The sequence below is a fragment of the Streptomyces sp. QH1-20 genome (assembly GCF_041283565.1).
Taxonomy (GTDB): Bacteria; Actinomycetota; Actinomycetes; order Streptomycetales; family Streptomycetaceae; genus Streptomyces; species Streptomyces syringius.
In genome coordinates this window covers 5,325,634-5,352,485 of record NZ_CP166299.1, presented here as the reverse complement: position 1 = coordinate 5,352,485, position 26,852 = coordinate 5,325,634, and the positions used below count along the sequence as shown (strand labels likewise).

Sequence of the window (26,852 nt, the reverse complement as noted above, 5' to 3'; positions counted from 1 at the left end):
TCCCGCCCGGCGCAGCTAGGAGGAAAAACCATGGGTTCTCGTCCGTACCGGCGCCGTCTCGCCTGGAGCGCCGCCGCACTGCTCGTCGCCGGTGTCGCGGTGCCGGCCACCGCCGCCGCCGGGCCGGACGACACGTCGGACGCCCCGTCGCAGATCGCCGCCCAGAGCGGCAAGCAGAAGGCCAAGAACGTCATCCTGCTCATCGGTGACGGCATGGGCGACTCGGAGATCACCCTGGCCCGTGACTACACCGTGGGCGCGGCCGGCCGGCTGAACATGGACAAGTTCCCGATGACCGGCTCGTACACCACGTACTCCGTCGACAAGAACGGCAAGCCGGACTACGTCACCGACTCAGCGGCCAGCGGCACCGGCTGGGCGACCGGGCAGAAGACCGTCAACGGGCGGATATCCAAGACGCCCGGCACGGACAAGCCCATGACGACGATCCTGGAGCTGGCCCAGCGCAACGGCCTCGCCACCGGCAGTGTCACCACCGCCGAGCTGACCGACGCCACCCCCGCGGTCCTCGCCTCGCACGCCACCGACCGCAGCTGCGCGGGCCCGGCCGACATGAAGGCGTGCCCGAACGACACGATCGCCAAGGGCGGCCCGGGCTCGATCGCCGAGCAGAGCGTGAACCACAAGGTGGACGTGCTGCTGGGCGGCGGCAAGGCCCGCTTCGACCAGAAGATCACCGAGGGCCGCCACAAGGGGCTGACCGTCACCGAGCAGGCCAAGAAGCTCGGCTACCAGGTCGTCACCGACGACAAGGGCCTGAAGAACGCCCGCGCCGGCAAGCCCGTCCTCGGTCTCTTCGCCCCCGGCAACGTCCCCGTCGAGTGGACCGGCAAGGCCGCCGCCCAGGGCGGAACCGAGCCGCAGCGCTGCGTGACGAACAACCCCGAGCGCAAGGCCGGTACGCCGAGCCTGGACGAGCAGACCCGCAAGGCGCTCCAGCTGCTGGAGGCCAAGCAGAGCGGCAAGGGCAAGAAGCCCGGCTTCTTCCTCCAGGTCGAGGGCGCCTCGATCGACAAGCGCGACCACGCCGCCGACCCCTGCGGCCAGATCGGCGAGACCGCGGCCCTCGACCGCGCGGTGAAGGTCGCCCGCGCCTACGCCGCCAAGCACCCCGACACCCTGGTCGTCACCACCGCCGACCACGGCCACACCAGCCAGATCGTGCCGCTGGAGGCCACCCCGCCCGGGCTGTCCTCCACCCTCGTCACCAATGAGGGCCAGCAGCTCAAGGTGAACTACTCCACGAACACGCCGGGCGAGGCGCAGGAGCACACCGGCACCCAGGTCCGCATCGCGGCCCAGGGCCCGCAGGCCCACCGCGTCCTCGGCGTCACCGACCAGACCCAGCTCTTCGGCACCATCCGCACGGCGCTCTCGCTGCGCTGACCCGTCCGGTAACGGTTCGCACAACGATTCGCACACCACCGCAGGGCCCGGCCGCTCACACGGCCGGGCCCTGCCGGTTGTGCCAGTTATCGAGCCCGAACATTGGCGGATCACACACCCGCTGGCAACGCTCCAGCGTCAAGACTGTGTCATCCGTACTACAGCCGCTCGCGCAGGAGGACCGATGACCGGGTCACGCGTACTCGCCCTCGGCCACTACCAGCCCGCCAGGGTGCTGACCAACGACGATCTGGCCGCCATGGTCGACACCAGCGACGAATGGATCCGCTCCCGCGTCGGCATCCGCACCCGCCGGATCGCCGAGCCGGACGAGAGCGTCGCCTCGATGGCCGCCGAGGCCGCGGCCAAGGCCCTCGCGAACAGCGGTCTCGATGCCGCGGACATCGACCTCGTGCTCGTCGCCACCTGCACCGCCGTGGACCGCAGCCCGAACACGGCCGCCCGCGTCGCCGCCCGGCTGGGGCTCAGCGCGCCCGCCGTCATGGACATCAACGTCGTCTGCGCCGGCTTCCCGCACGCCCTGGCCACCGCCGACCACGCCATCCGCGCCGGGTCCGCGGTCAACGCCCTGGTCGTCGGCGTCGAGAAGTTCACCGACGTGGCGGACTGGACCGACCGCACCACCTGCGTCCTGGTCGGCGACGGCGCGGGCGCGGCCGTGGTGACCGCCGCCGCGGAGCCCGGCATCGGCCCGGTGGTCTGGGGCTCGGTGCCCGAGATGGGGCACGCCGTCCGGATCGAGGGCAACCCCTCCCGGTTCGCCCAGGAGGGCCAGTCCGTCTACCGCTGGGCCACGACCCAGCTGCCGCCGATCGCCCGGAAGGTGTGCGAGCGGGCCGGGGTCGCGCCGGAGGAGTTGGCGGCGGTCGTCCTGCACCAGGCCAACCTGCGGATCATCGAGCCGGTCGCGCGGAAGATCGGCGCGGTCAACGCGGTGATCGCCACCGATGTGACCGAGTCCGGCAACACCTCGGCCGCGAGCATCCCGCTCGCCCTGTCCAAGTTGGTGGAGCGCGGCGAGATCGCCTCGGGCGCGCCCGTCCTGCTGTTCGGCTTCGGCGGCAATCTGTCGTACGCCGGTCAGGTCATCCGCTGCCCGTAGCAGCCACACCAAGCCCGTCCGGCTTCTACGGCACCTCGCGGAGGTACAGCGCCCCGCAGGAGTGGCACAGCGGCAGCCCGGACGTGCCCCAGTCGTCGGCCGTACGGGTGGCCGAGCCGGGATCCAGCTCGCGCCCGCACATGGCGGTCATGCCGTCCTGCCGGACCACGTGCCAGGCCTTGACCTGGGCGTCCGGATCCTGCGGGGTGCTTCCGTCCGCGTACTCGGCACGCAGCTCGTGCTCCATGGGGGCACCACCTCCGGGATCAACGATGGGGTACCGACGGGTACCCCGCCAGCCCGCCCTCAGAACACCGACCACCCGGTGAGAGTCGTGAAGTGGTCCAGCGCCGCCACGCCCGCGACCGAGTTGCCGCGGGTGTCGAGGCCGGGGCTCCAGACGCACAGCGTGCAGCGACCCGGTATCACCGCGATGATGCCGCCGCCCACGCCGCTCTTGCCGGGCAGGCCCACGCGGTAGGCGAAGTCGCCGGCCGCGTCGTACGTCCCGCAGGTGAGCATGACGGCGTTGACCTGCTTGGCCTCCCGGCGCGGCAGCAGCCGCGTGCCGTCGGCGCGCAGACCGTGCCGGGCCAGGAAGCCGCCCGCCAGGGCGAGATCGCGACAGCTCATCTCGATGGAGCACTGCCAGAAGTAGTGCTCCAGGACAGCCGGCACGGGGTTGTCGAGGTTGCCGTAGCTGGCCATGAAGTGCGCGAGGGCCGCATTGCGGTCGCCGTGCTCGGACTCCGACGCGGCGACGGCCGGGTCGAAGGAGACGGACGGGTTGCCGCTCTCCGCGCGCAGGAACTCCAGCAGCGTCGTGCTGGCGTCCCCGGTCAGCGTCTGGAGCCGGTCGGTGACGACGAGGGCGCCCGCGTTGATGAACGGATTGCGCGGAATACCGTTCTCGTATTCGAGCTGCACCAGGGAGTTGAACGGGTTTCCGGACGGTTCCGTGCCGACCCGCTCCCAGATCTTCTCGCCGCCCTCGGCCAGCACGAGCGCCAGGCCGAACGCCTTGGAGATGGACTGCACCGAGAACGGCCGCTCCCAGTCCCCCACACCGTGGACACCGCCGTCGACATCGGCGACGGCCATCCCGAAGTGACCGGTGTCCACCCCGGCCAGGGCCGGAATGTAATCGGCCACCTGCCCGCGGCCGACCAGCGGGCGCGCGAAGTCGGCGACCTCTTCGAGTACGGCCTGGTAGTCCACTGCTGCGCGCCTTCTGTTCCGGTCGTCCCCGAGCGGGTCCGTTTCGGCCCCGCCCCGTACCGACAACACGCTTTTCAGCCTGAGGCCGGATCGGCTCGCACGATATCCGAACGCCCGGCCCAGCTGCGAACTTTTGGGTACAAGGGGGTCATTCAGTCGTGCGCGGTCGGCGTACGTCACAGACACGGCAAGGAGGCGGTCATGGCCTCACCCATGTCCGCGGGAACGTTTCTCAGAGCACTCAGAGCGGAAGGCGTGCGCGTCATCGAGGTCGACGGCTGGCGCACCCACAACCGCGCCGGACGTGGCGCCTGGGGGCCGGTCCATGGAGTGATGATCCACCACACGGCCACCACCGGCACCACCAAGAGCGTGCAGCTGTGCTGGAACGGCTACGCGGATCTGCCCGGCCCGCTCTGCCACGGCGTCATCGCCGACGACGGCACCGTCCATCTCGTCGGCAACGGGCGCACCAACCACGCCGGGCGGGGTGACGGCGATGTGCTGCGGGCCGTGATCGCCGAGAAGCGGCTGCCACCGGTCCGTGCGGCCGACACCGACGGCAACGTCCACTTCTACGGCTTCGAGTGCGTGAACCTCGGCGACGGGCGGGACACCTGGCCCGAGGAGCAGCTGGAGGGCATCGAGCGCGCGGCGGCCGCGATCTGCCGCCACCACGGGTGGACCGAGCGGTCCGTCATCGGTCACAAGGAGTGGCGGCTCGGCAAGATCGACCCCAAAGGCTTCGCGATGGACGCGATGCGGGCCCGGATCCGCGACCGGCTCAAGTAGCCGCCCGAGGTGACAATGGGGGTGTGACCAGCGACCTCCCCCGTGGCCCCGCCGCCCTCGCCGCCCTGGACCCGCGGCTGCCGTCCCCGCTCGAAGAGCTGCGGGACGAGCGGTTCGCCCGTCGCGGGCTGCGGCTGCTGCTCAAGCGGGACGACCTGATACACCCCGAGCTGCCGGGCAACAAATGGCGGAAGCTGGAGCCGAACCTGGGCGCCGCCTCCTCCGGACGGCTCACGCTGTTCACGTTCGGCGGTGCGTATTCCAACCATCTGAGGGCGACCGCGGCGGCCGGCCGCCTCCTCGGCCTCGCCACCGTCGGCGTCGTCCGCGGCGACGAGCTGGCGGACCGTCCGCTCAACCCCTCCCTCGCGCGCTGCGCGGCGGACGGGATGCGGCTGTTGTTCGTCGACCGCGCCACGTACCGCCGGAAGGCGGAACCCGAGGTGCTGGCCCGGGTGACGGCACGGGCGGGGCTGACCGCCGACGACTGCCTCGTCGTCCCCGAAGGCGGCAGCAACGCCGCGGCCGCGCGCGGCTGTGCCGGGCTCGGCGAGGAGCTGCGGGGCGTCGCGGACGTCGTCGGGGTCGCCTGCGGCACGGGCGGCACCCTCGCCGGTCTCACCGCCGGACTGACCGAGGGCCAGCGGGCCATCGGCTTCCCCGTACTCAAGGGCGGCTTCCTCGAAGCGGAGGTCGAGCGGCTCCAGACGGAGGCCTTCGGCGCCCGGCGCGGCGACTGGCGTCTGGACGACCGCTTCCACGGCGGCGGCTACGCGAAAGTCACCCCCGCGCTGACCGCCTTCGCCGACGACTTCACCACCCGCCACGGCCTCCCCCTGGAACGGCTGTACGTGGCGAAGGCCCTGCACGGCCTGACGACCCTGGCGGAGGAGGGCGCGTTCGCCCGGGGCATGACGGTGGTGGCGGTGGTAACGGGGGCACCGGCCCCACCCGGCCCGTCCGGCACCTCCAGCCCGTCCGGCGCTTGAGGGCCGGGGTGCGGGGCGGAGCCCCGGTTCACCCCTCCCGATAAGCCGCGGCCTCCTCCAGATCCAGCCGCCGCAACAACGTACGAAGCATCTCGTCGTCAATACGCCGAGCATCCCGCAGCGCCACGAACACCTCCCGCTCCGCGTCGATCATTTCCCGCGCCAGCCGGCGATACGTGTCGTCCGCCGACTCCCCGGTCGCCTCGTCGACCGCACCGAGCCGTTCCCAGACCGCGTTCCGGCGCCGCTCCAGCACCGCGCGAAGGCGGTCGACGAGCGGGGACGGCAGCGCGTTGCCGCCCTCGGCGAGGAGTTCGTCGAGGCGGCGCTCGGCGGCCTGGGACGCCTCGCTCTGGGCCTGGGCCTCCGCGAGCGTCTCGGCGCTCGTGTCCCGGGCGGGCAGCCGCAGCCGGCGGATGAGCGGGGGCAGGGTGAGGCCCTGGACGACGAGGGTCCCGATGACGGTGGTGAAGGTGAGGAAGAGGACGAGGTTACGGGCCGGGAAGGGCTCCCCGCTGTGCGTGGTCACCGGGATCGAGAAGGCGATGGCGAGGGAGACGACGCCGCGCATCCCGGCCCAGCCGACGACGAGCGCGCTCTTCCACGTCGTGTCGGTCTCCCGCGCGCGGATCCGGGTGGACAGCGCGCGCGGCAGGAACGTGGCGGGGTAGACCCACACGAAGCGGGCCGCCACGACGGTGACGAAGACGACGGAGGCGTACCAGACGGCGGCCTCCCGGAAGCTGTACTCCCCGAGCCCGCGCAGCACCACGGGCAGTTGCAGCCCGATGAGCGCGAAGACCGCCGACTCCAGCACGAAGGCCACCATCCGCCATACCGCGGCCTCCTGGAGCCGGGTGGCGAAGTCGACCTGCCAGGAGTGGTGCCCGAGATAGAGGGCGACGACCACGACGGCGAGCACTCCGGACGCCTCGACCTCCTCGGCGGCGGCGTAGGCGGCGAAGGGGATGAGCAGCGACAGGGTGTTCTGCAGCAGTGGCTCGCGCAGCCGTCTGCGCAGCCAGTGCAGCGGCACCATGAGGACCAGGCCGACGCCGATCCCGCCGACCGAGGCGACGGCGAACTCCCGGATGCCCTCGCCCCAGGTCGTGCCCACACCGACGGCGGCGGCGAGCGCCACCTTGTAGGCGGTGATCGCGGTGGCGTCGTTCACCAGGGACTCGCCCTGAAGGATCGTGGTGATCCGCGAGGGCAGCCCGAGTCGGCGGGCGATGGCGGTGGCGGCGACCGCGTCGGGCGGGGCGACGATCGCGCCGAGCACGAGGGCGGCGGGCAGCGGCAGACCGGGCACCACCAGATACGCCACATAACCGACGACGAGGGTCGCGAAGAGGACATAGCCGACGGAGAGCAGGGCGACGGGCCGCAGATTGGCGCGGAGGTCGAGGTAGGAGCTCTCGAGTGCGGCGGTGTGCAGCAGAGGCGGCAGCAGCAGCGGCAGCACGATCTCCGGGTCGAGGGTGTAGTCCGGCACGCCGGGGACGTACGAGGCGACGAGCCCGGCGGCGACGAGCAGCAGCGGGGCGGGCACGGGCGTGCGGCGGGCCGCGCCGGCGATGGCGGCCCCACCCGCGACCAGCATCAGCAGTGGCATTACGTCCATCGGTCCCCGCCCGTCTCCATACGTGCCTCCCGCGCCGTCCGTCGCGTCGCCACCATCCGTCACCGTCCGTCAACGGCAGCGAGGGCCGACGGCCGTTCGGTGATCGTCGGCAGGGCGATCTAATCTGGCAATCATGAGCGAGTGCCCGCACGTTCCCGAGCTGCCGCGCCCCGAGCCGGCACCGCTGCACACCACCTGCCCGGAGTGCGCGGCCGCCGGCAGCCACCCCGTGCAACTGCGGCTGTGCCTGGAGTGCGGACACGTGGGCTGCTGCGACTCCTCGCCGTACCGGCACGCCACCGGGCACTTCACGGAGACCGGGCACGCGGTGATGCGCAGCTTCGAGCCCGGGCAGAGCTGGCGCTGGTGCTACGTGGACCTGCGGATCGTCTGACGACGGCCGTCAGTTGCCCTCGACGCGCCGCCCCGCTCCCCTTTCCACCCGCTCCCGTCGAGCCGCGCGCGGACCGCGCGCCCCCCGTTCCGGGGAGGCTGTCGGTCCGGCCCGCTAGCATGCACCCATGATCCGACCCGCCACGCCCGCCGATGTTCCCCTCATCCATGCGATGATCCGCGAACTCGCCGAGTACGAACGGGCGCTGGAGGAAGCGAAGGCGACCGAGCAGCAGTTGCGCGAAGCCCTGTTCGGGGCGGACCCCGCCGTCTTCGCCCTGATAGCGGAGAGTGACGAATCCTCGGCCGACGGCACGATCGCCGCCGGGGAGCCGGTCGGCTTCGCCCTGTGGTTCCGTAACTTCTCCACCTGGACGGGTACGCACGGTATCTATCTGGAAGACCTCTACGTCCGCCCGCAGGCACGCGGCGGCGGGCACGGCAAGGCACTCCTCGCGGCCCTCGCCCGGATCTGCGTGGACCGCGGCTACCAGCGTTTCGAATGGTCAGTGCTGGACTGGAACGAACCCTCGATCGCGTTCTACAAGTCGCTCGGCGCGGAGCCGATGAACGAGTGGACGATGCAACGCATGTCCGGAGAACCGCTCCGCACCCTTGCGGGGTTCGCGCAGAGTGACGAAAATCCCAACAAGGCGACTTCTCTTTCGATTTGAGACCGCACGCCCCTACCCACTGTCCGTACTCATGGGTTTACCATGAGTGACAGTCGTGGGGCTGCGGCACGGAACCTCGGATCGCGATAGCGTCGCATCCGAACCATGTGCCGCGCCGGACCGCCCCGCCCCTCATCCGAGAGGCGCGCGACCGGCGCTCGTAACAGCTCAAGAAGCTTGTGCCACCTTGGAGGTGAGGGTGTCCCCAATCGCAGGCGAGCCCGGGACCCAGGACTTCGTGGAAGTCCGGCTGCCCGCTGCGGGTGCCTACCTGTCGGTGCTGCGGACGGCGACAGCCGGCCTCGCAGCCCGCTTGGACTTCACCCTCGACGAGATCGAGGACTTGCGCATCGCCGTGGACGAGGCGTGCGCGATCCTTCTGCAACAGGCCGTTCCCGGCTCTGTTCTCAGCTGCGTCTTCCGCCTGGTCGGTGACGCGCTCCGGGTGACCGTCTCGGCACCCACCACCGACGGTCGCGCGCCCGAGCGCGACACCTTCGCCTGGACGGTGCTCTCCGCGCTGGCCGGCGAGGTCGACTCGACCGTCGCCGACGACCGTACGGTCAGCATCAGCCTGCACAAGAAGCGCGGCGCCGGCCCCGGACAGCCGTGACGGAAGAGGGGGCTCCGTGAGTACTGCATCGTCGCGGGGAGTGCGCACCCCGGCCATCCCGCAGCAAACCCCCCGGCCGCATCCCTCGGATGCGGAGCCGGAGCGGGCGAGCGACCCACCAGAGCGGGCGGACCACATGGACCAGCATCAGCAGTGGCACCAGCACTCCCCTGCGCAGGATCGCAGCGGTGCCCGTGCCCTGTTCATCCAGCTGCGGGCGCTCCCGGACGGCTCGCCCGAGCGGGCCGAGCTGCGCAATCACCTCGTGCGGATGCATCTGCCGCTGGTGGAGCACCTGGCGCGGCGGTTCCGCAATCGTGGTGAGCCGCTCGACGACCTGACCCAGGTCGCCACGATCGGCCTGATCAAGTCGGTGGACCGGTTCGACCCGGATCGCGGGGTGGAGTTCTCGACCTACGCGACCCCCACGGTCGTCGGTGAGATCAAGCGGCACTTCCGGGACAAGGGCTGGGCGGTGCGGGTGCCGCGTCGGCTCCAGGAGCTCCGGCTGGCCCTGACCACCGCCACGGCCGAGCTGTCCCAGCGGCACGGTCGCGCGCCCACGGTCCACGAGCTGGCCGAGCACCTCGGGATCTCCGAGGAGGAGGTGCTGGAGGGGCTGGAGTCGGCGAACGCCTACAGCACGCTGTCCCTGGACGTGCCCGACACGGACGACGAGTCGCCGGCCGTCGCGGACACCCTGGGCGCCGAGGACGAGGCGCTGGAGGGCGTCGAGTACCGCGAGTCGCTCAAGCCGCTGCTGGAGGATCTGCCGCCGCGCGAGAAGAAGATCCTGCTGCTGCGCTTCTTCGGCAATATGACCCAGTCGCAGATCGCCCAGGAGGTCGGCATCTCCCAGATGCACGTCTCCCGGCTGCTGGCCCGCACGCTCGCCCAGCTCCGCGACCGGCTGCTCATCGAGGAGTAGGCCGAGGAGCGAGCGGACCCCGGGCAGCGCATCGCCTCATCGGCCTATCGGAGTGCACCGGGCCGTATCGAAAGGCGCCGGCCGAAAGAACGGCCGGCGTCGGCTCACGTCTCCCGCGGGCCGATGCCGAGCGCCTCGGTCGCCGTCGGGTTCACCACGAGCCCCAGGGCGGCCACGGCGACGAGCGCGAGCACCACGGCGCCGGCGATCAGCAGGCCGCCGCCGTTGAACAGCGTCCACGCGACGGGCATCGCCATGATCTGCGTGATCATCGCGGGCCCGCGGCTCCAGCGCCGCCGCAGCCACAGTCCGCGCGCCGCCGCCAGCGGCAGTGCGGCCAGCGCGAGCACGGTCAGTCCGCCCGTCACCGCCTGCCGCATGCTGTCCGGCTTGTCCGTCAGCACCAGGACCAGCAGCGTCACCCCGCAGACGACGAGCGCCACCCCTTCCAGGGCGGTGAGCACCGCCGCGGCCGTCAGCCTGCGCGGCCGGGGGCCGGTGGGCTCGGGGGCCGTGCGGGACGGGCGGGAAGGCGCCGCGGCGTCCTTCGCCGTCGGCCGGCTCGCGCGGGTGGTCTTGCGGGCGCCCTTGGGCGCTGACTGCTTGCTGCTCACCCATGCAGGGTAGCCCCGCCGCCCGGGAACGGACGGCGGACGGGGAGGGGACAGGACCGGGGCTGGGACCGAGGCTGTACCGACAGGTAGGTAGGCTGGCGGTCATGCGTGCGCTTCTCGTGGTCAATCCGTCGGCCACCACCACCAGTGCCCGTACCCGTGATGTCCTGGCACACGCGCTCGCCAGCGACCTCAAGCTGGAGGTCGCCACCACCGAGTACCGGGGACATGCCCGCGATCTGGCGCGCCGGGCGGCGGAGGACGGCAACACCGGGCTGGTGGTCGCCCTCGGCGGCGACGGCACGGTCAACGAGGTGGTCAACGGTCTGCTGCACGCGGGCCCCGACCCCGAGCACCTGCCCCGGCTGGCCGTGGTCCCCGGCGGCTCCACCAATGTCTTCGCCCGCGCCCTGGGCCTGCCCAACGACGTCGTCGAGGCGACCGGGGCACTGCTGGACGCCTTGCGGGAGGGGACCGAGCGGACGGTCGGTCTGGGCCTCGCGGCGGGCACGCCGGGCACCGACGACGAAGCCGTGCCGCCCCGCTGGTTCACCTTCTGCGCGGGCTTCGGCTTCGACGCGGGGGTCGTCGGCCGGGTGGAGCAGCAGCGGGAGCGCGGCAAGCGTTCGACGCACGCGCTCTATGTACGCCAAGTGATGCGGCAATTTCTCGGCGAAGCGCACCGCAGACGGGGCACGATCACCCTCGAACGGCCTGGCGAGGAGCCACTCGCGAATCTCGTCATGTCGATAATCTGCAACACCGCGCCGTGGACCTATCTGGGCAACCGGCCGGTCTACGCATCGCCGCGGGCATCCTTCGACACCGCCCTTGACGTGCTCGGATTCACCAAGCTGTCGACCGCGACGGCCGGCCGCCACGTCACTCAGCTGCTGACGTCGACTCCGGAGCGTGGCCCCCAGGGCAAACACGCTGTGTCATTGCATGACCAGACCGCGTTCACCTTGCATTCGCAGGCCCCACTGCCCTTCCAGATGGACGGTGACCACCTCGGACTGCGTACGAGCGTGACGTTCACAGGCGTACGCCGTGCACTGCGTGTGATTGTGTGAGTGGTAGGGCCTAAAGTCCTTCCACTCGAACGTTTAGACTGGGTTCCACCCCCTGGAAGTACGGCTGTGACCTAGCCGACACCGAGGAATCAAAAAAAACTTTCCAGAAGGGGTTGTATCCGCAGCCGAGGTTTGCGAGTCTCTTCATGGCGATCGGGACGGCCGCTCATTCGGCCTCCTTCGAAAGCCCGAACCCCCTCCTCATTTACCTGGACCGCACCAGTCTTCCGACTGGGCGTCGGCCCTTCCCTTGCGGGGGGATTCGTGAAAGCGTTCACATTCACAAGCAACGTAGCCGCAATTACGAGGAGATGGAGCAGCCATGGACTGGCGTCACAACGCCGTTTGCCGCGAGGAAGACCCGGAGCTCTTCTTCCCCATCGGCAACACCGGTCCTGCGCTGCTGCAGATCGAGGAAGCCAAGGCCGTCTGCCGCCGCTGCCCCGTCATGGAGCAGTGCCTGCAGTGGGCGCTCGAGTCCGGCCAGGACTCCGGCGTCTGGGGTGGCCTCAGCGAGGATGAGCGCCGGGCGATGAAGCGCCGCGCCGCTCGCAACCGGGCGCGTAACGCTACCGCCTGACGATGCCCCTCGGCTCCCGAGCCGCAGCGCGCAGTACCCCCCATATGCGCTAAGCAATAAAGCTTTGAGCCCCGGACCTGGATCAGGTCCGGGGCTCAGTGCGTTTTCGGCTCCGCCGGGGTTCCGTCGGCCGCCGGGCCGCTGTGGCTACTTCTCCGCCCGTACGGGGATGTCGAGCACCACGCGCGTGCCCTGCCCGGAAGCGGGCACCATGTCGAACGTACCGCCCAACTCCCCCTCGACCAGGGTTCGTACGATCTGCAGGCCCAGATTGCCCGCGCGCTGCGGGTCGAAGCCCTCGGGCAGCCCCCGGCCGTCGTCCTGCACGGAGATCAGCAGGCGGGCGTCGGTCCGGCCGCCGCCGCGCACGGCGGTGATCTCCACCGTGCCCCGCTCCCCCGGGCCGAAGCCGTGCTCCATGGCGTTCTGCAGCAGCTCGGTCAGGACCATCGACAGCGGCGTCGCGACCTCGGCGTCGAGTATTCCGAAGCGGCCCGTGCGGCGGGCGGTGACCCGGCCCGGGGAGATCTCGGCGACCATCGCCAGCACCCGGTCGGCGATCTCGTCGAATTCGACGCGCTCGTCCAAATTCTGCGAGAGCGTCTCGTGCACGATCGCGATCGACCCGACCCGCCGGACCGCCTCCTCCAGCGCCTCGCGCCCCTCGGGCGAGCCGATCCGGCGGGCCTGGAGGCGCAGCAGGGCGGCGACGGTCTGGAGATTGTTCTTGACCCGGTGGTGGATCTCCCGGATGGTCGCGTCCTTCGTGATCAACTCGCGTTCGCGACGACGCAGTTCCGTGACATCGCGCAGCAGCACGAGCGAACCGATGTGGTTTCCCTTGGGTTTGAGGGGAATGGCCCGCAGGTGGATCACCCCGTCATCGCCCTCGACCTCGAACTCGCGCGGCGCCCAGCCGCTGGCGAGCTTGGCCAGGCCCTCGTCGACCGGACCGCGTGAGGGTGCCAACTGAGCGGTGGTGTCGCCCAGATGATGCCCCACGAGATCGGCGGCGAGGCCGAGGCGGTGGTAGGCGGAGAGGGCGTTGGGGCTGGCGTACTGGACGACACCGTCGGCATCGAGCCTGATCAGACCGTCGCCGGCGCGCGGGGAGGCGTCCATGTCGACTTGTTGCCCCGGGAAGGGGAAGGCACCGTTGGCGATCATCTGGGCGAGGTCGGAGGCGCTCTGCAGGTAGGTGAGCTCCAGCCGGCTCGGCGTCCGCACGGTCAGCAGGTTCGTATTGCGGGCGATGACACCGAGCACCCGGCCGTCCCGGCGGACCGGGATGGACTCGACCCGGACCGGGACCTCCTCCCGCCACTCCGGGTCTCCCTCGCGCACGATCCGGCCCTCGTCGAGGGCGGCGTCGAGCATGGGGCGGCGGCCGCGCGGCACGAGGTGGCCGACCATGTCGTCCTGGTAGGAGGTGGGGCCGGTGTTCGGCCGCATCTGGGCGACGGACACATAGCGGGTGCCGTCGAGGGTGGGGACCCACAGGACGAGGTCGGCGAAGGAGAGGTCGGAGAGCAGCTGCCACTCCGAGACCAGCAGATGCAGCCACTCGAGGTCGGAGTCGTCGAGGGCGGTGTGCTGGCGTACGAGGTCGTTCATGGAGGGCACGGTGTGAGCCTACCGGCGCTTGATGTGGCTGAGCTCAGCCACATCAAGCCCGTCCGGCGTTTGAGGACGCGCCCGCAGGGCGCCCGCCGCCGCAGGCGGCAACGGAACTAGCCGTCCACCGCCACGCCGAACGTCCGCCGCAACCCCTCCGCACCCGCCTCAGTCAGATGCACCACCCGCGGGCTCACCCCATACCGCAGCCAGCCGAGGTCGAACAGACGAGCGGTGATGGCCGCACCGAGCGCACCCGCGAGGTGGTGCTGGCGCTCGCTCCAGTCGACGCAGTAGCGGATGGCCGGCCGCCGCCCGGGCAGTCGGTCCGGGTCGACGCCGAAGGCGACGAGGTCATCACGGCCGGTGTCGGTCAGCCGGTAGACGGTGTCCTGCCCGTACGCCGAGGGCCGGTCGCGCACGGCCCGCTCGGGGCGGTGGATGCCGTCGTGCCCGGTGAGGACGTCACCGTCGAGCAGGGCCCGCATGAGGGCGACGCCGAGCCGACCGGCGAGATGGTCGTAGCAGGTCCGGGAACGGTACAGCGCGTTGGTGACGCCGCTCTCGCGCAGCGAGGTGACCGGCAGCGGCGGGGCGATGAGGGCGAGCGCCTCCAGCGCGGTGCTGATCTCGGGGCCCCGCAGCCGGTAGAAGCGGTGCCGGCCCTCGCGGACGGCGGTGATGAGCCCGCCCTCGACGAGTTTGGCCAGATGGGCGCTGACCGTCGGGGCGCCGACGCCGGCCTCGGTGGCCAGGGCGCCGGCGGGCAGGGCGCGCCCGTCGCAGAGGGCTTTGAGGATCCGGGCGCGGGAGGGGTCCGCGATCAGGGCGGCGGTACGGGCGATGTCGGTCTGGCGGTTCAGCCGGTCGGCGGCCCGGTCGGCACGCCGCCCGGCCGACGGGGTGATCTCGTCGCTCATGACCTCACCGTATGCCGACGACACTTCGTCCACGGGCGAAGTATCCGGGCCCGAGACTGCCCCCATGACCGTCTCCGAGACCACAGCCGATCGGCGGCAGCCGCACCGCGCCGGTCCCGACGCGGCGCCCGCGCGACCGCCCCTGGCCCTCGCCCCCCTGATCGCGCTGAGCCTGGGCTACTTCCTGGTGATGCTGGACGTCACCGTGGTGACCGTGGCGGTGCCGGACATCCGCGACTCCCTGCACGCCGGCCCGTCCGCCCTGCAGTGGATCGTCGACGGCTACAGCACCCTCTTCGCTGGACTGCTGCTGCTCGGCGGTGGCCTCGGCGACCGGCTCGGCCACCGCCGGATGTTCCTCACCGGCCTCGCCGTCTTCACCGCCGCCTCGGTCGGCTGCGGTCTCGCCGGCACCACGGCCGTCCTGGTGGGTGGCCGGCTGGCACAGGGCGCCGGAGCCGCCTTCCTCGTCCCGGCCTCGCTCGCCCTGCTGCAGGCCACCTACCCCGACCGGGCCGTCCGCGCCCGGGCGATCGCGATCTGGGGCGCCGTCGCCTCGATCGCGTTCGGCGCCGGTCCCGTGGTCGGCGGCCTCCTGATCGCCGGTCTGGACTGGCGGGCCGTGTTCTGGCTGAACCTGCCCGTGGGCGCCCTCGCCGTCGTACTGACCCTGCGTCATCTGCCCGCCGCCACCCGTAGGCCCGCCGCCCACCGGATGGACCCGGCGGGCCAGGTCCTCGGCGTGGTGGGACTGGTCGCCCTGGCCGGCGGTATCAACGAGGCCGGTTCGCAGGGCTGGGCCTCTCCCCGCGTCCTCGGCTGCTTCGCCGTGGGCGTGGTGGCCCTGGCCCTGTTCATCGCGGTCGAGCGCCGCCTGGAGGTCTCGGTGCGGACCCGGCCGAACGGCCGGGCCCCCCTGCTGCGCCTGTCGCTGTTCACGACCGGCGCCTTCTCCGCCACCGCCGTGATCGGCCTGCTGATCAGCCTCGGCTACTACGGCATGCTGTTCCTCTCCACCCTCTACTTCCAGCAGGAGCGCGGCTATGACGCGCTGACCACGGGCCTGGCGCTGCTGCCCTCGGTCTGCATGGGCCTGATCGCGGCCCCCGTCTTCAGCCGGGTGGCCGCCCGCACCGGCCCGTACGTCCCCATGACCCTCGGGCTCTTCCTCGGCGCCGTCGGCTTCCTCGGCTGGCTGCTCGCCGGGCCCGGCACCGCCTACCCCGTGCTGCTGTTCGCCCTGATCGCCACCGGTCTCGGCCAGACCATGACGGCCCTGGCCTCCATGGCCGCGATCATCGAGTCGGCCCCGACGGACGGCACGGGCGTGGCCTCGGCGGTCTTCAACGTCTCCCGTCAGGTGGGCAGCGCCGTCGGCGTCGCCCTCTTCGGCACCCTCGTCGCCACCTCCGACCACCTCACCGACGGCCTCCACCTCTCCGCGGCCCTGGCCGCCACGGCCTTCCTGACCGGCGGATTCCTCGCCATCGGTGCCCGGCGCAGGACCGCGGCGGCGGTCGGTGCCACGGCGTGACCCCCGGGCCGGGACCGACCGCGCCGCCCGGCGCACACCTACCTTGCCCGTTCCGCCCGCTCTGCTAGATTGGTCTATACCACCAGCCCATTCTCCAGATCGGCAGGCCCAGCGTGGAAGTTGTCATCGTCCAGGACGCCAAGGCAGGCGGCGAACTCATCGCGGAGGCCATGGCCTCCCTGCTGAGCCGCAAGCCCGACGCTCTGCTCGGCGTGGCCACCGGCTCGACCCCGCTGCCCATCTACGAGGCGCTGGCCGCCAAGGTCCGTTCCGGGGCCGTGGACGCCTCGCGTGCCCGCGTCTGCCAGCTCGACGAATACGTCGGACTGCCCGCCGACCACCCCGAGTCCTACCGGTCGGTCGTGCTGCGCCAGGTCGTCGAGCCGCTCGGGCTGACCGAGGCGTCGTTCATGGGTCCCGACGGCACCGCCGAGGACGTCCAGGCCGCCTGCGAGGCATACGACCGCGCGCTCCCGGAGGCCGGCGGTGTGGACCTCCAGCTGCTCGGCATCGGCACCGACGGGCACATCGGCTTCAACGAGCCGTGCTCCTCGCTCGCCTCCCGCACCCGGATCAAGACGCTGACGGAGCAGACCCGCGTCGACAACGCGCGGTTCTTCGACGGTGACATCGACCAGGTGCCGCACCACGTCATCACCCAGGGCATCGGCACCATCCTGGAGGCCCGCCACCTGGTGCTGCTCGCCACGGGCGAGGGCAAGGCCGACGCCGTGGCGCAGACGGTCGAGGGACCGGTCTCCGCACTGGTGCCCGCCTCGGCCCTCCAGCTGCACCCGCACGCGACCGTCGTCGTCGACGAGGCCGCGGCGTCCAAGCTGAAGCTGGCGGACTACTTCCGCCACACGTACGCGAACAAGCCTGCCTGGCAGGGGCTGTAAACGAGGGCTTACGTCAAAACGCCGGACGGGCTGGCTATCCAGCCCGTCCGGCGTTTGGCGTGAGCGGAGTCCTAAACCCCCGCGATCACCTCGGCAGCAGCCAGGCCGCACACCCGCGCCGCACCATGCGTAGCGATGTGCAGCGCACCCACCGACGGCGCCTGGTTCAGCCCCATCTCCACGACGACCGTGTCCGGCCGCGCGGTGACGAGCGCGCCCAGCGCCTGCGCCATCCACGGGTGCCGGTGCGCGTCACGCACCACGGCGACGATCCTCCGGCCCCCCGCGGCCCGCAGCACCTCCTCGGTGCCGGCCGCGTCACGCCCGTACGTCCCCGTCTCCGTGCCCGGCAGCAGCCGGGCCAGCTCGGCGGCCACGCCCCACGGCGTCTCGTCGCCGACGGCGATGTTCGCGACGGGGGTGAACGCGGCGACGTACGCGGGCCCGGCGATCGGCTCGTACGGGCCCGTCGCCGTCACGCGCAAGGCACGCCGCGCGGCCGTCAGCCCCACCTCGGGGGCGGATCCGGTCCCCTCCTGCTCCGCACCCGCCCCCGAGGTCCAGCGCGCCAGGGCGCGCACCCGTGCGGCGGCGTCGGCGAGCCGCTCCTCCGGCAGCTCGCCGGACCGTGCGGCCAGGACGAGCGCGTCGCGCAGCCGCAGCACGGTGCCCTCGTCGGCCAGCCCGCCGCCGACGCAGATCGCGTCGGCGCCCGCGGTGATGGCCATGACGCTGCCGCGTTCGATGCCGTACGTACCGGAGATGGCCCGCATCTCCATGCCGTCGGTGACGATGAGCCCGTCGAAGCCGAGGCCGCCCTCGGTGACCGGTCCGCGCAGCAGGCCGTGCAGGGCGGCCGGGCTGAGCGTGGCGGGCAGCGCGGCGTCCAGCGCGGGCAGCAGGATGTGCGCGCTCATCACGGCCTTGGTCCCGGCGGCGATGGCAGCCCGGAAGGGCACCAGCTCGCGGGCGTACAGCGTGGTGAGGTCCGCGTCGATGCGGGGCAGGTCGTGGTGGGAGTCGACGGCGGTGTCGCCGTGGCCGGGGAAGTGCTTGGCGCAGGCGGCGACCCCGGCCGCCTGCATGCCCTCGACGTAGGCGGTGGTGTGCCGGGCGACCAGGGCGGGATCGGCTCCGAAGGACCGTACGCCGATGACCGGGTTGTCGGGGTCGGAGTTGACGTCCGCGGAGGGCGCCCAGTTGAGGTTGACCCCGCAGGCGGCGAGGCGGCGGCCCAGTTCGTGGGCGACGGCCCGGGTCAGCCGGGTGTCGTCGACGGCGCCGAGCGCGAGGTTGCCGGGGAAGGAGGAACCCGTACGGACCTCCAGGCGGGTGACGTCGCCGCCCTCCTCGTCGATGGCGACGAGCACGTCCGCCCGCTCGGCGCGCAACTGCGCGGTGAGCGCCGCGAGCTGCTCGGGCGAGGCGATGTTGCGGCCGAAGAGGCCGACGGAGGCGAGCCCTTCACCGAGCCGGCGCAGCAGCCAGTCGGGAGCCGTGGTGCCGGTGAAGCCCGGCTGCAGGACCGTGAGGGCGTCACGGGTGAGCGTGTCCATGGAAGTAGTGCTAGCCCTTCACTGCGCCGGACGTGAGGCCGCCGACCGCCTTGCGCTGGAGGAACAGGAAAAGGAGCAGAACCGGTAGAGCGAAGATCGAGGACGCGGCCATCGTGGCCCCCCAGTCGTCACCGAAAACCGACTGGAATCTTGAAATCCACAAAGGCAGCGTTTGAGCCTCTGGGTCCTTATTCAAGATCATCACGATAGGGAATTCATTCCACGCCGTAATGAAACCAAAAAGCGAGGTGGACATGAGGCCCGGAGCAAGAAGCGGAAAGATTACTTTGATGAACGCCTGACTTCGACTGCAACCGTCAACCATTGCCGACTCTTCCAACTCCCTGGGAATCGCAGCAATGAATCCACGCAGCGTTAGAACGGTAAAAGGAAGCACCATGACCATGTAGATCAAAGTCAACAATGGGAGGCTGTTCAGGATGTCGCCGTCGCGAGCGATCATATACAGCGAAATAACCATGACTTCCCACGGAGCCATCTGGGCAATCATGAAGATGAGAATAAAGCCCTTGCGCCCCTTGAACCGCATACGAGCGATTGCGAATGCGGCCGCGAGCGCCAAGATTAGACAGAGCAGCACTGCAATAATCGTCACCGTCAGCGAGTTCCGCACCATAATCCAAAAATTCTCGGCACGCACCGCCGTCTGGAAATGTTCGAAGGTTGGGTCACGCGGGAACCAGACCGGCTCCTCACTGATTATTTCCGTCGTCGGCTTAACAGCCGTCGCGAACATCCAGTACACGGGGAACGCGAAACCGACAAAGAGGATGACCGCAACCGCATTAGGCCATGCGCGGCCAAAGAATGAGCGGATCAAAGCACGCCCTCCTCTTGCTTAAGTACGATACGGAGGTAGTAGGAAACCAGCCCGAGAAGGATAAGAATTGTTAGCACAGATATCGCGGCACCCATTCCATAGTGCTGATTTCCGCCACCTTCAACAAAGGAGTATATCGGCAAGGTTTCAGTACGACGATCAGGACCGCCGCCATTGATTGCAAACACTTGCGGAAACGCCTTGAATATCCATATGACTTCAAGGAAGGTAGTCGCATAGAAAAATGGTCGCAAGAATGGGAAAGTCACCGAGGTGAAACTCTTCAATGGCCCGGCCCCATCCAATTCAGCAGCCTCGTACAGTTCTTTAGGGATCGTGGTAGTCGCCGCATAGAGATTGAACGCCACAAACGGGATCGATTGCCACACTACTACCAGGGTGATCACAAAGAAGGTGGAAATCTGACTGCCGGTCCAGTTAAACCCGGCCATGGAATGCCACCCGAGGGAATCCAGGAGCCAGTTGACAACCCCGTAGCGAGAATCAAACAGCCACTGGAAGACAGTAGTTGCCGCAATCACGGGCATCGCCCAGGAGAGTATGAGTCCGACAGACAGGAGCAGTCGCATCTTGTTCCCGAGGCGAGCCAGCAAGAGGCCCACTAGACAGCCCAAAAGCATGATCAGAGCGACATTGGTCGCCGTGAACAGGACGGACCGTCCGACAACTCGCCAAAAGTCAGAATTACTCAGCACTTCTCGGTAGTTCTCGACCCCATTCCACTCCGTCAGATGCTGAATGATCTGCTTCATGTTGAGGTTCTGGAACGACAGTATGACATTCTTCACCAGTGGCCAGCCGAGGAATATCGCCGCTGCAACTATCGAGGGAAGAAGAAGCAGGTAGGGTACCCCCTCGGCTGCTCTGCGGTCCCTGCCAGGTGAGGGCGGGACATCTCCCTTGCGGGCCTCCGGCGCGCGGTGCGCGGCTTTCTCGGACTGAACTGACATGTCCGCTCTTCTCCTGATCAAGTGCTACGTGTGCAGGGCTCCGTCCAATCGCCCGTCCAGGCGACTGAACGGAACATCGCGGCTACTGCTTCTGCGACAGACGCTTGTTGATCTCGCCCTCAATCTGCTTGGCGGCACCGTCAGGAGACTTGCCGTTCAAGACTGCGGTCAAGTAGCTCTTGATCGGGTTCGGCGCATTCTCTACTGCGGCCCACTCGGGGATCAGCGGGGTGGTACCGCCTCCCGCAACAGCCGGCGCGGCAGCTGCAGCAGCCGGACTCTCCTTGGCCAAGGACGCCGAAGACGGAGTCTTGGGTGTCCAGCCGGCCTCCTTGACCATCTGCCCGTCGTTGTCCTTGGACAGCGCGATCCTGAGGAACTCCTTGGCCAGTTCCTGCTTCTTACTTCCACCCGCTACAGCGAGGTTGGATCCGCCCAGGAAGACACCCTCGGGCTTCCCTGGCGTCTCACCCGGGATCGTGAAGTAGCCAATCTGGTCCTGAATCTGCGGGTTGGCCTTGATGGCCGTTCCTGCCTCGTAGCCCATCGCAATGATGGCACCAGTCTTACCCTTGGCAAATATGTCAGCCTGCTGAGGAGTGGCTTCATCCTTGTCCTTAGGCGCCTTGCTGAAGGACTGATATTTCTTGTAGATCTGAGCGGCCTTGGCAACCTTGCTATCAGCAAGATTCGAAACCCACTTCCCACCCTCGTTCTTCACCAACTGTGCCCCCTGACCGATGGTCAGGCCATCAAAGAAGTACCAGTTCTGCCCAGGAAGGTAGAGAGGCTCTGCCTCTGTCTTCTTGCTGATGGCGTCCAGGTCGCTGAAGAACTCGTCACGCGTCTTGGGGGTGTCCTTGATCCCTGCGTCAGCCCAGATCTTCTTGTTGTAGATGACCACGCGGTTGCCTACATACCAGGGAAGGGCAACTTGCTGATCGTCAACGATGGCCGCCATATTGATCGACTCGGACCAGTCAGCACCGATCTCTTTCTTGAGGTCACCAAGGTCGGCGAGCGCTCCAGCCTTGGCATAGGCGGCTGTCTGCGTGTTGCCGATCTCGACAACGTCTGGTGGGTTCTGCTCGGACAGGGCGGTGGTCAACTTTTGCTGGATGCCGTTCCACTGCTGGATCTCGACCTTGAGCTTGGCCCCAGTCTTCTTCTCGAACTCGGCCTGGACTTTCTTCGTCCACTCTGGCGGGTTCGAGCCGGACATGAACCAGACCGTCAGAGTCTTGCCCTTGCCGCCCGAGCCGGCGACATCGCTGCCGTCACCGCTGGCCCCGCAGGCAGCAACACTCACCAACATGGCCGCGACACCCGTCGCCGCTATGAGCCCACGCTTCACAGCACTCTCCTCAAGGACCGAATGTGGTCTTTAATGGTTTAGACCAGTGCCCCGCAGCTTGGCCTAGACCTTTGGGGGTGTCAAGGGTGTATAAGAGTCGCTGTCGGCTCCGTTACCGGACCGACACCTCGAGGTCGGCCTGGGCGTCTCCGGGTTCCTCGGGCTCTGCCCGTGCCACGATGTGACCGCGATTTACGGAGGAGCCGGTGACGGCAGCAGGATCGGAGTCGGTGAGGCGCACCATGGTGACCGAGGGCCGTACGGCGGAGAGCGGCAACGCCGCGGGGAGCGGGCGGACGGCGCGCGTTCCCAAGTACTACCGCCTTAAACGGCATTTGCTGGAAATGACCGAAACCATGCCTCCCGGCACCCCGGTGCCACCGGAGCGGACGCTGGCGGCGGAGTTCGACACGTCGCGGACGACGGTGCGCCAGGCGCTCCAGGAGCTGGTCGTCGAGGGCCGCTTGGAGCGCATCCAGGGCAAGGGCACCTTCGTCGCGAAGCCCAAGGTCTCCCAGGCGCTGCAACTGACCTCCTACACAGAAGACATGCGGGCCCAGGGCCTGGAACCCACCTCGCAGCTCCTCGACGTCGGCTACGTCACCGCCGACGACCGGCTCGCCGCCCTGCTCGACATCGCGGCGGGCGGCCGCGTCCTGCGTATCGAGCGGCTGCGGCTGGCCAGTGGTGAGCCGATGGCGATCGAGACGACCCATTTGTCGGCGAAGCGGTTTCCGGCGCTGCGCCGGAGCCTGGTGAAGTACACCTCCCTCTACACGGCGCTGGCCGAGGTCTACGACGTCCGCCTCGCCGAGGCCGAGGAGACCATCGAGACCTCCCTGGCCACCCCGCGCGAGGCGGGCCTGCTGAGTACGGACGTGGGCCTGCCGATGCTGATGCTCTCCCGCCATTCGCTGGACGCCCAGGGCGAGCCCGTGGAGTGGGTGCGGTCGGTGTACCGAGGAGATCGATACAAGTTCGTGGCCAGGCTGCAGCGGCCGTCGACCTGAGGAGTCGCCGGAAAGGTGGGGACCGCCAAGCTGGCTGATTAACGCCTTACATAAGGCGCTAATCAATGCATTAAAAAAACCCAAACCCACCTTGACGCTGGGCGTTGGTATGGACCAGGATGGCCGCAGCAAGACCACTGGCGTATCTGCCGACGCGCCTACTCTCTCCAAAGCAGCTCAGCGTCGGCCAGCACTCCCCGCATCGATCACTTGCCTTCACGATGCACCAAAAGAGGTTGCTTCCCAATACACTCATCGACTAGGTTCCACACGAGCCGGTGAAACTCAAGAGAAAAGAACTTCAACGAGGAGTTTTTATGAGCACTCGTAAGGCATTCGCCATGTTAAGCGCTACTGCTGCGCTGGTAACCGGAGGGATGGCGCTGGCGTCTCCGGCCAGCGCTACGCCGACCGAAAACATGCCGAATATTTCCTGTCAGACCTGGAAGTCAGGAGGCGGCAAGGTCGCCAATGCGACGTGCCGCGGCACAGCGGTAAACGCATACAAGATAGTAGCCACGTGCCTCATGGGCAACAACAGCGGCACGTTCGACAGGTACGGCCCGTGGAGGGCCGTAGGCGCCCCCGATACATCTACTGCAGACTGCGGTGCCCCTGTCGTATCCATGCGCGTCGAGTTCCGACTGCATCCCTGACCTGGCCCAGATCTCCAGATCAAGATTTGATCGATCTTCCAGAAGGTAGAGAGACATGCGGAACATTCGACAGGCTGCGATCTCAACAGCCCTATCTGTTGCATTTTTCGCTACAGGCATCACAGTAGCGACCTCAGCGGCTGCTCTGCAAGGTCCAGATCCGAGCTGCAACGCTTGGAAGGACTCTCCCTACACGGCTATCGCCAACTGCGTCAACAACTACAACGCCAAATATAGGGTCCGGGCCACCTGCGTCAGAAACAATGGCTCCGAGTGGACCCTGTACGGGCCGTGGCGGACCTCCGGAAATTCAGTCGCTACATGCTCCACCAACGGATCATCCGGACTTTCCGGATATGTCGAGGTGGAACTCGCGCGCAAATAATACCCACGGTTAGTGGGATGGTTCGGCAAAGTGTGTAGCGCTCCCTTTTTCACGTTCTGGCCAGGTGGCGGAAAGCGCCTGGCCAGAACGCGCATGAACGACCACTCAATATGGAATCACGGCTTGGCTTGGCTTCCCCTCGGGCGGGTTAGAAACTAGTCATAGGTTCTCCAGCGCCACACTAAACACCTCGTCCTCACACTCCACCCGCTCCGCCAAGAACGACTCCCACGTCCGAACCCCCACCACCGTCCTGACCAGCGACAGGTTCTCCCCGGCCCGATACGCCCGCCCAACCCGCACAGGCATCAACAGCCGCCGCTCCCCGCTCGCCCGCAGATACCCCCAGCTCAGCTCGCCCGTCGCGTACACCTGCGGCCCCGCCAGGTTTGGCGCCAGCCCGGTCGGCTTGCCGAGGGCCAGTTCCATCAGCCGGGCCACGGCCTCGCGCGAGTCGACCGTCTAGAAGCGCAGCCCGCCCGGGACCGGTACCACCGAGCTTCCCCACTTCCGCACCACGATCAGGACCAGGTCGTGGAACTGCGCGGCACGCAGCGTCATCCAGGGCAGACCGGACTCGTCGATGGCCCTCTCCGCGCCCAGCTCGGACCGGAAGTAGCCCAGCGGGACCGCATCCCGCCCCGATAACCGAGATGTACATCAGGTGCCGCGCCCAGGCTCGCGACGCGGCCCGGACGAGGTCCCGGTGGCCTCGTCGTCACCCCTAGAGCTGCCCGCGAGGCGCAGGACGATCTCGACCCCGTCCTCCGCGGCGTCGAGCCCCTCGGCCTTGAGCAGGTCATCGGTCACGTACTCGACGCCGTCACCGGACGGGTGGCCGTGCCGGCTGAGGATCCGTACGTCGCGGCCGGCCGCCCGCAGGAGCCGAACCTGCTGGAACGGGACAGCGCGGTCAGGACCGGCCCCCACCCGTGGTTCCCGTGGGACGGCGTCACGGCCGTACGCCCCTGGACGCCGGAAGCGGAGCGGAGAAGACGCGGAGGGCGCCGTCGAAGGCGTCTACTGAGCGGGGAGAAACACCATGACGACGCTGTCCTCGAACGACCTCCCGCTCGCCTTCGACGAGGAACTATTCACGCCACTGCGGGACAGCACGAAGCTGCGGGCCCGGCCGTCCTTGTGATGGCCCGGCTGCGCGCCGAGGGCTGTATGCAACTGCGCGGGGCTCGGCTCGCGGCGGCGGTCGAGGAGGGGGACCGGCACATCTGGATCGACTACCGCTTGGGGTCGGGTGACGAGGCGCCCCCGGCCGGGACACCGGCGACGGCTTCGGACCGGGCCTCCGGCCCCGCCGTGGTCCACATCGTCATCCCGTTCCGGGACCGACATCGCGGCGGGCGGCCGCGTCCTGCGTATCGAGCGGCTGCGGGCTGGCCAGTGGTGAGCCGATGGCGATCGAGACGACCCATTTGTCGGCGAAGCGGTTTCCGGCGCTGCGCCGGAGCCTAGTGAAGTACACCTCCCTCTACACGGCGCTGGCCGAGGTCTACGACGTCCGCCTCACCGAGGCCGAGGAGATCGATACAAGTTCGTGGCCAGGCTGCAGCGGCCTGCGGACTAGGAGGCCCGGAGCCCACGCGCGGCTGGGGGTCCGCGGGTTGTCCCCCGGGAGATCACAGCACGGGCCGAACCGCCCCCTCCCCCGGGAGGGGGCATTCGCGTTTTTCCGCCCGGGTCTAGACCTATTGACGCCCCCGACGCGGACTCATAGTGTCGCCACGCCGAACCTCTGGCCTTGCGAGAGCTGCGAGAGGAACACCATGAACGACACCGCAGGCATGCGGAGTTATGACGCGGCCGCCCCCACCAACAACCGTCCCGGACTGCCCGTGGTCAATCTCGACCGGGCGCACTCCCCGCAAAAAGTCCTCGCCCACGGCGACCTGTTGCGCCGTTTCGTGGCGGGTGAGGAGATCCGGCCCGTCCATATGCGCATCGGCATCATGGGCGCGTGCAATATGCGCTGCAACTTCTGTAACTTCCACTCCCCCAATGAAGAGCAGTTCTACGACCTTTTCTCCTTCAAGGACTCCATCCCGACGGAGAAGGCCGTCTTGCTCATGCGCCAGTTCGCCGCCAACGACGGCCGCGCGGTGACGTTCTGCGGCAGCGGTGAGTGCACCATCCACCCGGGCTATTCCGCCATCTGCGACGCCGGGCACGAGGCGGGGCTGCGCATCGGTCTGATCACCAATGGCTCCCGGCTCGGCAGGCCGGCGCTGGCGGAATGCGTGGCCTCCACCCACACCTGGGTGCGGATCGGGCTCAACGCGGGCACCGAGGCCACCTTCGACGAGATCACCCGCGACCGTGAGCACACCTTCACGTCCTTCCTGCGGAACGTGAGCCGGCTGCGGGAGTCGGCCATCGACCCGGACTTCCGGATCGGCTTCAACTACGTGATCACCGAGCGGAACCACCGGGAGATCCTGGCCGCCGCCCGCGTGGCCCGGGAAGCCGGGGCGCACTACGTGCGGTTCGAGCCGGAGTTCTACAGCGCGCTCGGGCACGAGACGATCGAGGCGGTCATGGCCGAGGTCGCCGGGGCGCTGACCGAGGCGGCGGCGCTGGCGGACGACGGCTTCGAGGTGTCGGTCCCGAAGCTCGACCGGGGGCCGATGGACCAGGTCGAGGCCGTCGAGGGCGACTTCGACCGCTGCCACTACAGCCGCTTCGTGACCGCCGTCGGCGCCGACGGGCATCTCTACCCGTGCCCTCAGGTCCACCTCAACAGCCGCTACCGCATCGGCGATGTGATCGGGACCGGCTACGCCGAGGTGCTGGAGGGCGGCCCCCGGGCCGAGTGGGAGGCTTCCAACCCGCTGCGGACGGACCTGTGCAAGTCCTGCTTCTACCGCCCGCAGAACGAGCTGCTCGAACTGCTGCGACGCGGCCGGATCCGGCTGGACGACGCACTCGCCTCGTACGCGGTCGAGGTGCCCAGCACCCTGCACGCCGACTTCGTCTGACACCCGGCGAGGCCCCGGCCCCCGGCCCCCGCCCGTCGGCCCCGGCCCCCCGGACAGAGCCCGCCCTACCGCCGACGACGTACCTCCTCCCCCC

Annotated in this window: 26 protein-coding genes and 1 pseudogene; 15 read left to right on the top strand and 12 right to left on the bottom strand. The window is 69.0% G+C overall.

Annotated features, from left to right (window positions below; translation table 11 throughout):
* Positions 1 to 30: 30 nt before the first annotated feature.
* Together AB8O64_RS24410 and AB8O64_RS24405 are read left to right on the top strand one after the other, a co-directional pair.
* Positions 31 to 1,407, top strand: a complete 1,377-nt coding sequence (locus tag AB8O64_RS24410) for an alkaline phosphatase (RefSeq protein WP_370421387.1) — start codon at positions 31 to 33, stop codon at positions 1,405 to 1,407.
* Between the two features lie 184 nt (positions 1,408 to 1,591).
* Complete coding sequence (locus AB8O64_RS24405) at positions 1,592 to 2,530, top strand: beta-ketoacyl-ACP synthase III (RefSeq protein WP_370421386.1); 939 nt, start codon at positions 1,592 to 1,594, stop codon at positions 2,528 to 2,530.
* Between the two features lie 25 nt (positions 2,531 to 2,555).
* Here the strand turns inward: AB8O64_RS24405 and AB8O64_RS24400 are convergent, their stop codons facing one another.
* Positions 2,556 to 2,777 carry a hypothetical protein gene (locus AB8O64_RS24400; protein WP_370421384.1) on the bottom strand — a complete coding sequence of 74 codons (222 nt, stop codon included), beginning with the start codon at positions 2,775 to 2,777 and terminating at the stop codon, positions 2,556 to 2,558.
* 59 nt (positions 2,778 to 2,836) lie between these two features.
* Positions 2,837 to 3,748, bottom strand: a complete 912-nt coding sequence (locus AB8O64_RS24395) for a glutaminase (protein WP_356457830.1) — start codon at positions 3,746 to 3,748, stop codon at positions 2,837 to 2,839.
* A 201-nt stretch (positions 3,749 to 3,949) separates the two neighbouring features.
* Here AB8O64_RS24395 and AB8O64_RS24390 point away from each other — a divergent pair, with 201 nt between their 5' ends.
* Both AB8O64_RS24390 and AB8O64_RS24385 read left to right on the top strand, forming a co-directional pair.
* Positions 3,950 to 4,540 carry an N-acetylmuramoyl-L-alanine amidase gene (locus AB8O64_RS24390; protein ID WP_370421383.1) on the top strand — a complete coding sequence of 197 codons (591 nt, stop codon included), beginning with the start codon at positions 3,950 to 3,952 and terminating at the stop codon, positions 4,538 to 4,540.
* Between the two features lie 23 nt (positions 4,541 to 4,563).
* Entirely contained in the window at positions 4,564 to 5,529 is a 966-nt protein-coding gene (locus AB8O64_RS24385) for a 1-aminocyclopropane-1-carboxylate deaminase/D-cysteine desulfhydrase (RefSeq protein WP_370421381.1), read from the top strand.
* A 28-nt stretch (positions 5,530 to 5,557) separates the two neighbouring features.
* Here AB8O64_RS24385 and AB8O64_RS24380 read toward each other — a convergent pair whose 3' ends face one another.
* Complete coding sequence (locus AB8O64_RS24380; protein WP_370421380.1) at positions 5,558 to 7,153, bottom strand: Na+/H+ antiporter; 1,596 nt, start codon at positions 7,151 to 7,153, stop codon at positions 5,558 to 5,560.
* A gap of 133 nt (positions 7,154 to 7,286) precedes the next feature.
* Between AB8O64_RS24380 and AB8O64_RS24375 the strand changes: the two genes are divergently transcribed.
* The 4 genes from AB8O64_RS24375 to AB8O64_RS24360 all read left to right on the top strand — a co-directional run bounded on the left by AB8O64_RS24375 (position 7,287) and on the right by AB8O64_RS24360 (position 9,761).
* Positions 7,287 to 7,547, top strand: a complete 261-nt coding sequence (locus tag AB8O64_RS24375) for a UBP-type zinc finger domain-containing protein (RefSeq protein ID WP_370421378.1) — start codon at positions 7,287 to 7,289, stop codon at positions 7,545 to 7,547.
* Positions 7,548 to 7,674: 127 nt separating this feature from the next.
* Entirely contained in the window at positions 7,675 to 8,220 is a 546-nt protein-coding gene (locus AB8O64_RS24370) for an N-acetyltransferase family protein (protein ID WP_370421377.1), read from the top strand.
* Between the two features lie 199 nt (positions 8,221 to 8,419).
* On the top strand, positions 8,420 to 8,833 hold the full coding sequence (locus AB8O64_RS24365; RefSeq protein WP_030366270.1) for an anti-sigma regulatory factor: 414 nt from the start codon (positions 8,420 to 8,422) through the stop codon (positions 8,831 to 8,833).
* Positions 8,834 to 8,873: 40 nt separating this feature from the next.
* Positions 8,874 to 9,761 carry an RNA polymerase sigma factor SigF gene (locus AB8O64_RS24360; RefSeq protein WP_370423954.1) on the top strand — a complete coding sequence of 296 codons (888 nt, stop codon included), beginning with the start codon at positions 8,874 to 8,876 and terminating at the stop codon, positions 9,759 to 9,761.
* 104 nt (positions 9,762 to 9,865) lie between these two features.
* On the opposite strand, the gene AB8O64_RS24355 is transcribed toward AB8O64_RS24360, so the two are convergent.
* Entirely contained in the window at positions 9,866 to 10,375 is a 510-nt protein-coding gene (locus AB8O64_RS24355) for a hypothetical protein (RefSeq protein WP_356457842.1), read from the bottom strand.
* A gap of 104 nt (positions 10,376 to 10,479) precedes the next feature.
* Between AB8O64_RS24355 and AB8O64_RS24350 the strand changes: the two genes are divergently transcribed.
* Together AB8O64_RS24350 and AB8O64_RS24345 are read left to right on the top strand one after the other, a co-directional pair.
* Entirely contained in the window at positions 10,480 to 11,448 is a 969-nt protein-coding gene (locus AB8O64_RS24350; RefSeq protein WP_130879855.1) for a diacylglycerol kinase family protein, read from the top strand.
* Between the two features lie 322 nt (positions 11,449 to 11,770).
* Positions 11,771 to 12,028: a WhiB family transcriptional regulator gene (locus AB8O64_RS24345; RefSeq protein ID WP_004937597.1), complete on the top strand. Its 258-nt coding sequence runs from the start codon at positions 11,771 to 11,773 to the stop codon at positions 12,026 to 12,028.
* Between the two features lie 147 nt (positions 12,029 to 12,175).
* On the opposite strand, the gene AB8O64_RS24340 is transcribed toward AB8O64_RS24345, so the two are convergent.
* Entirely contained in the window at positions 12,176 to 13,642 is a 1,467-nt protein-coding gene (locus AB8O64_RS24340) for a sensor histidine kinase (RefSeq protein WP_130879854.1), read from the bottom strand.
* Between the two features lie 116 nt (positions 13,643 to 13,758).
* Positions 13,759 to 14,562 carry an ArsR/SmtB family transcription factor gene (locus AB8O64_RS24335; RefSeq protein WP_370421375.1) on the bottom strand — a complete coding sequence of 268 codons (804 nt, stop codon included), beginning with the start codon at positions 14,560 to 14,562 and terminating at the stop codon, positions 13,759 to 13,761.
* Positions 14,563 to 14,626: 64 nt separating this feature from the next.
* Here AB8O64_RS24335 and AB8O64_RS24330 point away from each other — a divergent pair, with 64 nt between their 5' ends.
* Positions 14,627 to 16,096, top strand: coding sequence for an MFS transporter (locus AB8O64_RS24330; RefSeq protein ID WP_370421374.1), 1,470 nt, complete (start codon positions 14,627 to 14,629; stop codon positions 16,094 to 16,096).
* A gap of 113 nt (positions 16,097 to 16,209) precedes the next feature.
* Positions 16,210 to 16,995 carry a glucosamine-6-phosphate deaminase gene (gene nagB, locus AB8O64_RS24325; protein WP_130879853.1) on the top strand — a complete coding sequence of 262 codons (786 nt, stop codon included), beginning with the start codon at positions 16,210 to 16,212 and terminating at the stop codon, positions 16,993 to 16,995.
* A 71-nt stretch (positions 16,996 to 17,066) separates the two neighbouring features.
* Here the strand turns inward: nagB and AB8O64_RS24320 are convergent, their stop codons facing one another.
* From AB8O64_RS24320 to AB8O64_RS24305, 4 genes are all read right to left on the bottom strand, one after another.
* The gene (locus tag AB8O64_RS24320; RefSeq protein WP_370421372.1) at positions 17,067 to 18,551 is read right to left on the bottom strand and encodes a glycoside hydrolase family 3 protein; all 1,485 of its coding nucleotides are present in this window, start codon (positions 18,549 to 18,551) and stop codon (positions 17,067 to 17,069) included.
* A gap of 10 nt (positions 18,552 to 18,561) precedes the next feature.
* Positions 18,562 to 19,392 (bottom strand): carbohydrate ABC transporter permease, encoded by an 831-nt coding sequence (locus tag AB8O64_RS24315; RefSeq protein WP_370421370.1) that lies wholly within the window; start codon positions 19,390 to 19,392, stop codon positions 18,562 to 18,564.
* A complete protein-coding gene (locus AB8O64_RS24310) occupies positions 19,389 to 20,363 on the bottom strand; it encodes a carbohydrate ABC transporter permease (protein ID WP_370421368.1) in 975 nt (324 codons plus the stop codon). Before AB8O64_RS24310 ends, AB8O64_RS24315 begins: the two co-directional genes overlap by 4 nt.
* An 82-nt stretch (positions 20,364 to 20,445) precedes the next feature.
* Positions 20,446 to 21,717, bottom strand: coding sequence for an extracellular solute-binding protein (locus AB8O64_RS24305; protein ID WP_370421366.1), 1,272 nt, complete (start codon positions 21,715 to 21,717; stop codon positions 20,446 to 20,448).
* Between the two features lie 242 nt (positions 21,718 to 21,959).
* Here AB8O64_RS24305 and AB8O64_RS24300 point away from each other — a divergent pair, with 242 nt between their 5' ends.
* A complete protein-coding gene (locus tag AB8O64_RS24300; RefSeq protein WP_370423953.1) occupies positions 21,960 to 22,727 on the top strand; it encodes a GntR family transcriptional regulator in 768 nt (255 codons plus the stop codon).
* A 1,200-nt stretch (positions 22,728 to 23,927) separates the two neighbouring features.
* On the opposite strand, the gene AB8O64_RS24295 is transcribed toward AB8O64_RS24300, so the two are convergent.
* Both AB8O64_RS24295 and AB8O64_RS24290 read right to left on the bottom strand, forming a co-directional pair.
* Complete coding sequence (locus AB8O64_RS24295) at positions 23,928 to 24,197, bottom strand: hypothetical protein (protein ID WP_370421365.1); 270 nt, start codon at positions 24,195 to 24,197, stop codon at positions 23,928 to 23,930.
* A 231-nt stretch (positions 24,198 to 24,428) separates the two neighbouring features.
* Entirely contained in the window at positions 24,429 to 24,578 is a 150-nt protein-coding gene (locus tag AB8O64_RS24290) for a hypothetical protein (RefSeq protein WP_370421364.1), read from the bottom strand.
* 535 nt (positions 24,579 to 25,113) lie between these two features.
* Here AB8O64_RS24290 and AB8O64_RS24285 point away from each other — a divergent pair.
* Positions 25,114 to 25,318: pseudogene (locus AB8O64_RS24285) on the top strand (UTRA domain-containing protein); the annotation flags it as partial.
* Between the two features lie 231 nt (positions 25,319 to 25,549).
* Positions 25,550 to 26,758, top strand: coding sequence for a radical SAM protein (locus tag AB8O64_RS24280; protein ID WP_370423952.1), 1,209 nt, complete (start codon positions 25,550 to 25,552; stop codon positions 26,756 to 26,758).
* The last annotated feature ends 94 nt before the right edge of the window (positions 26,759 to 26,852 follow it).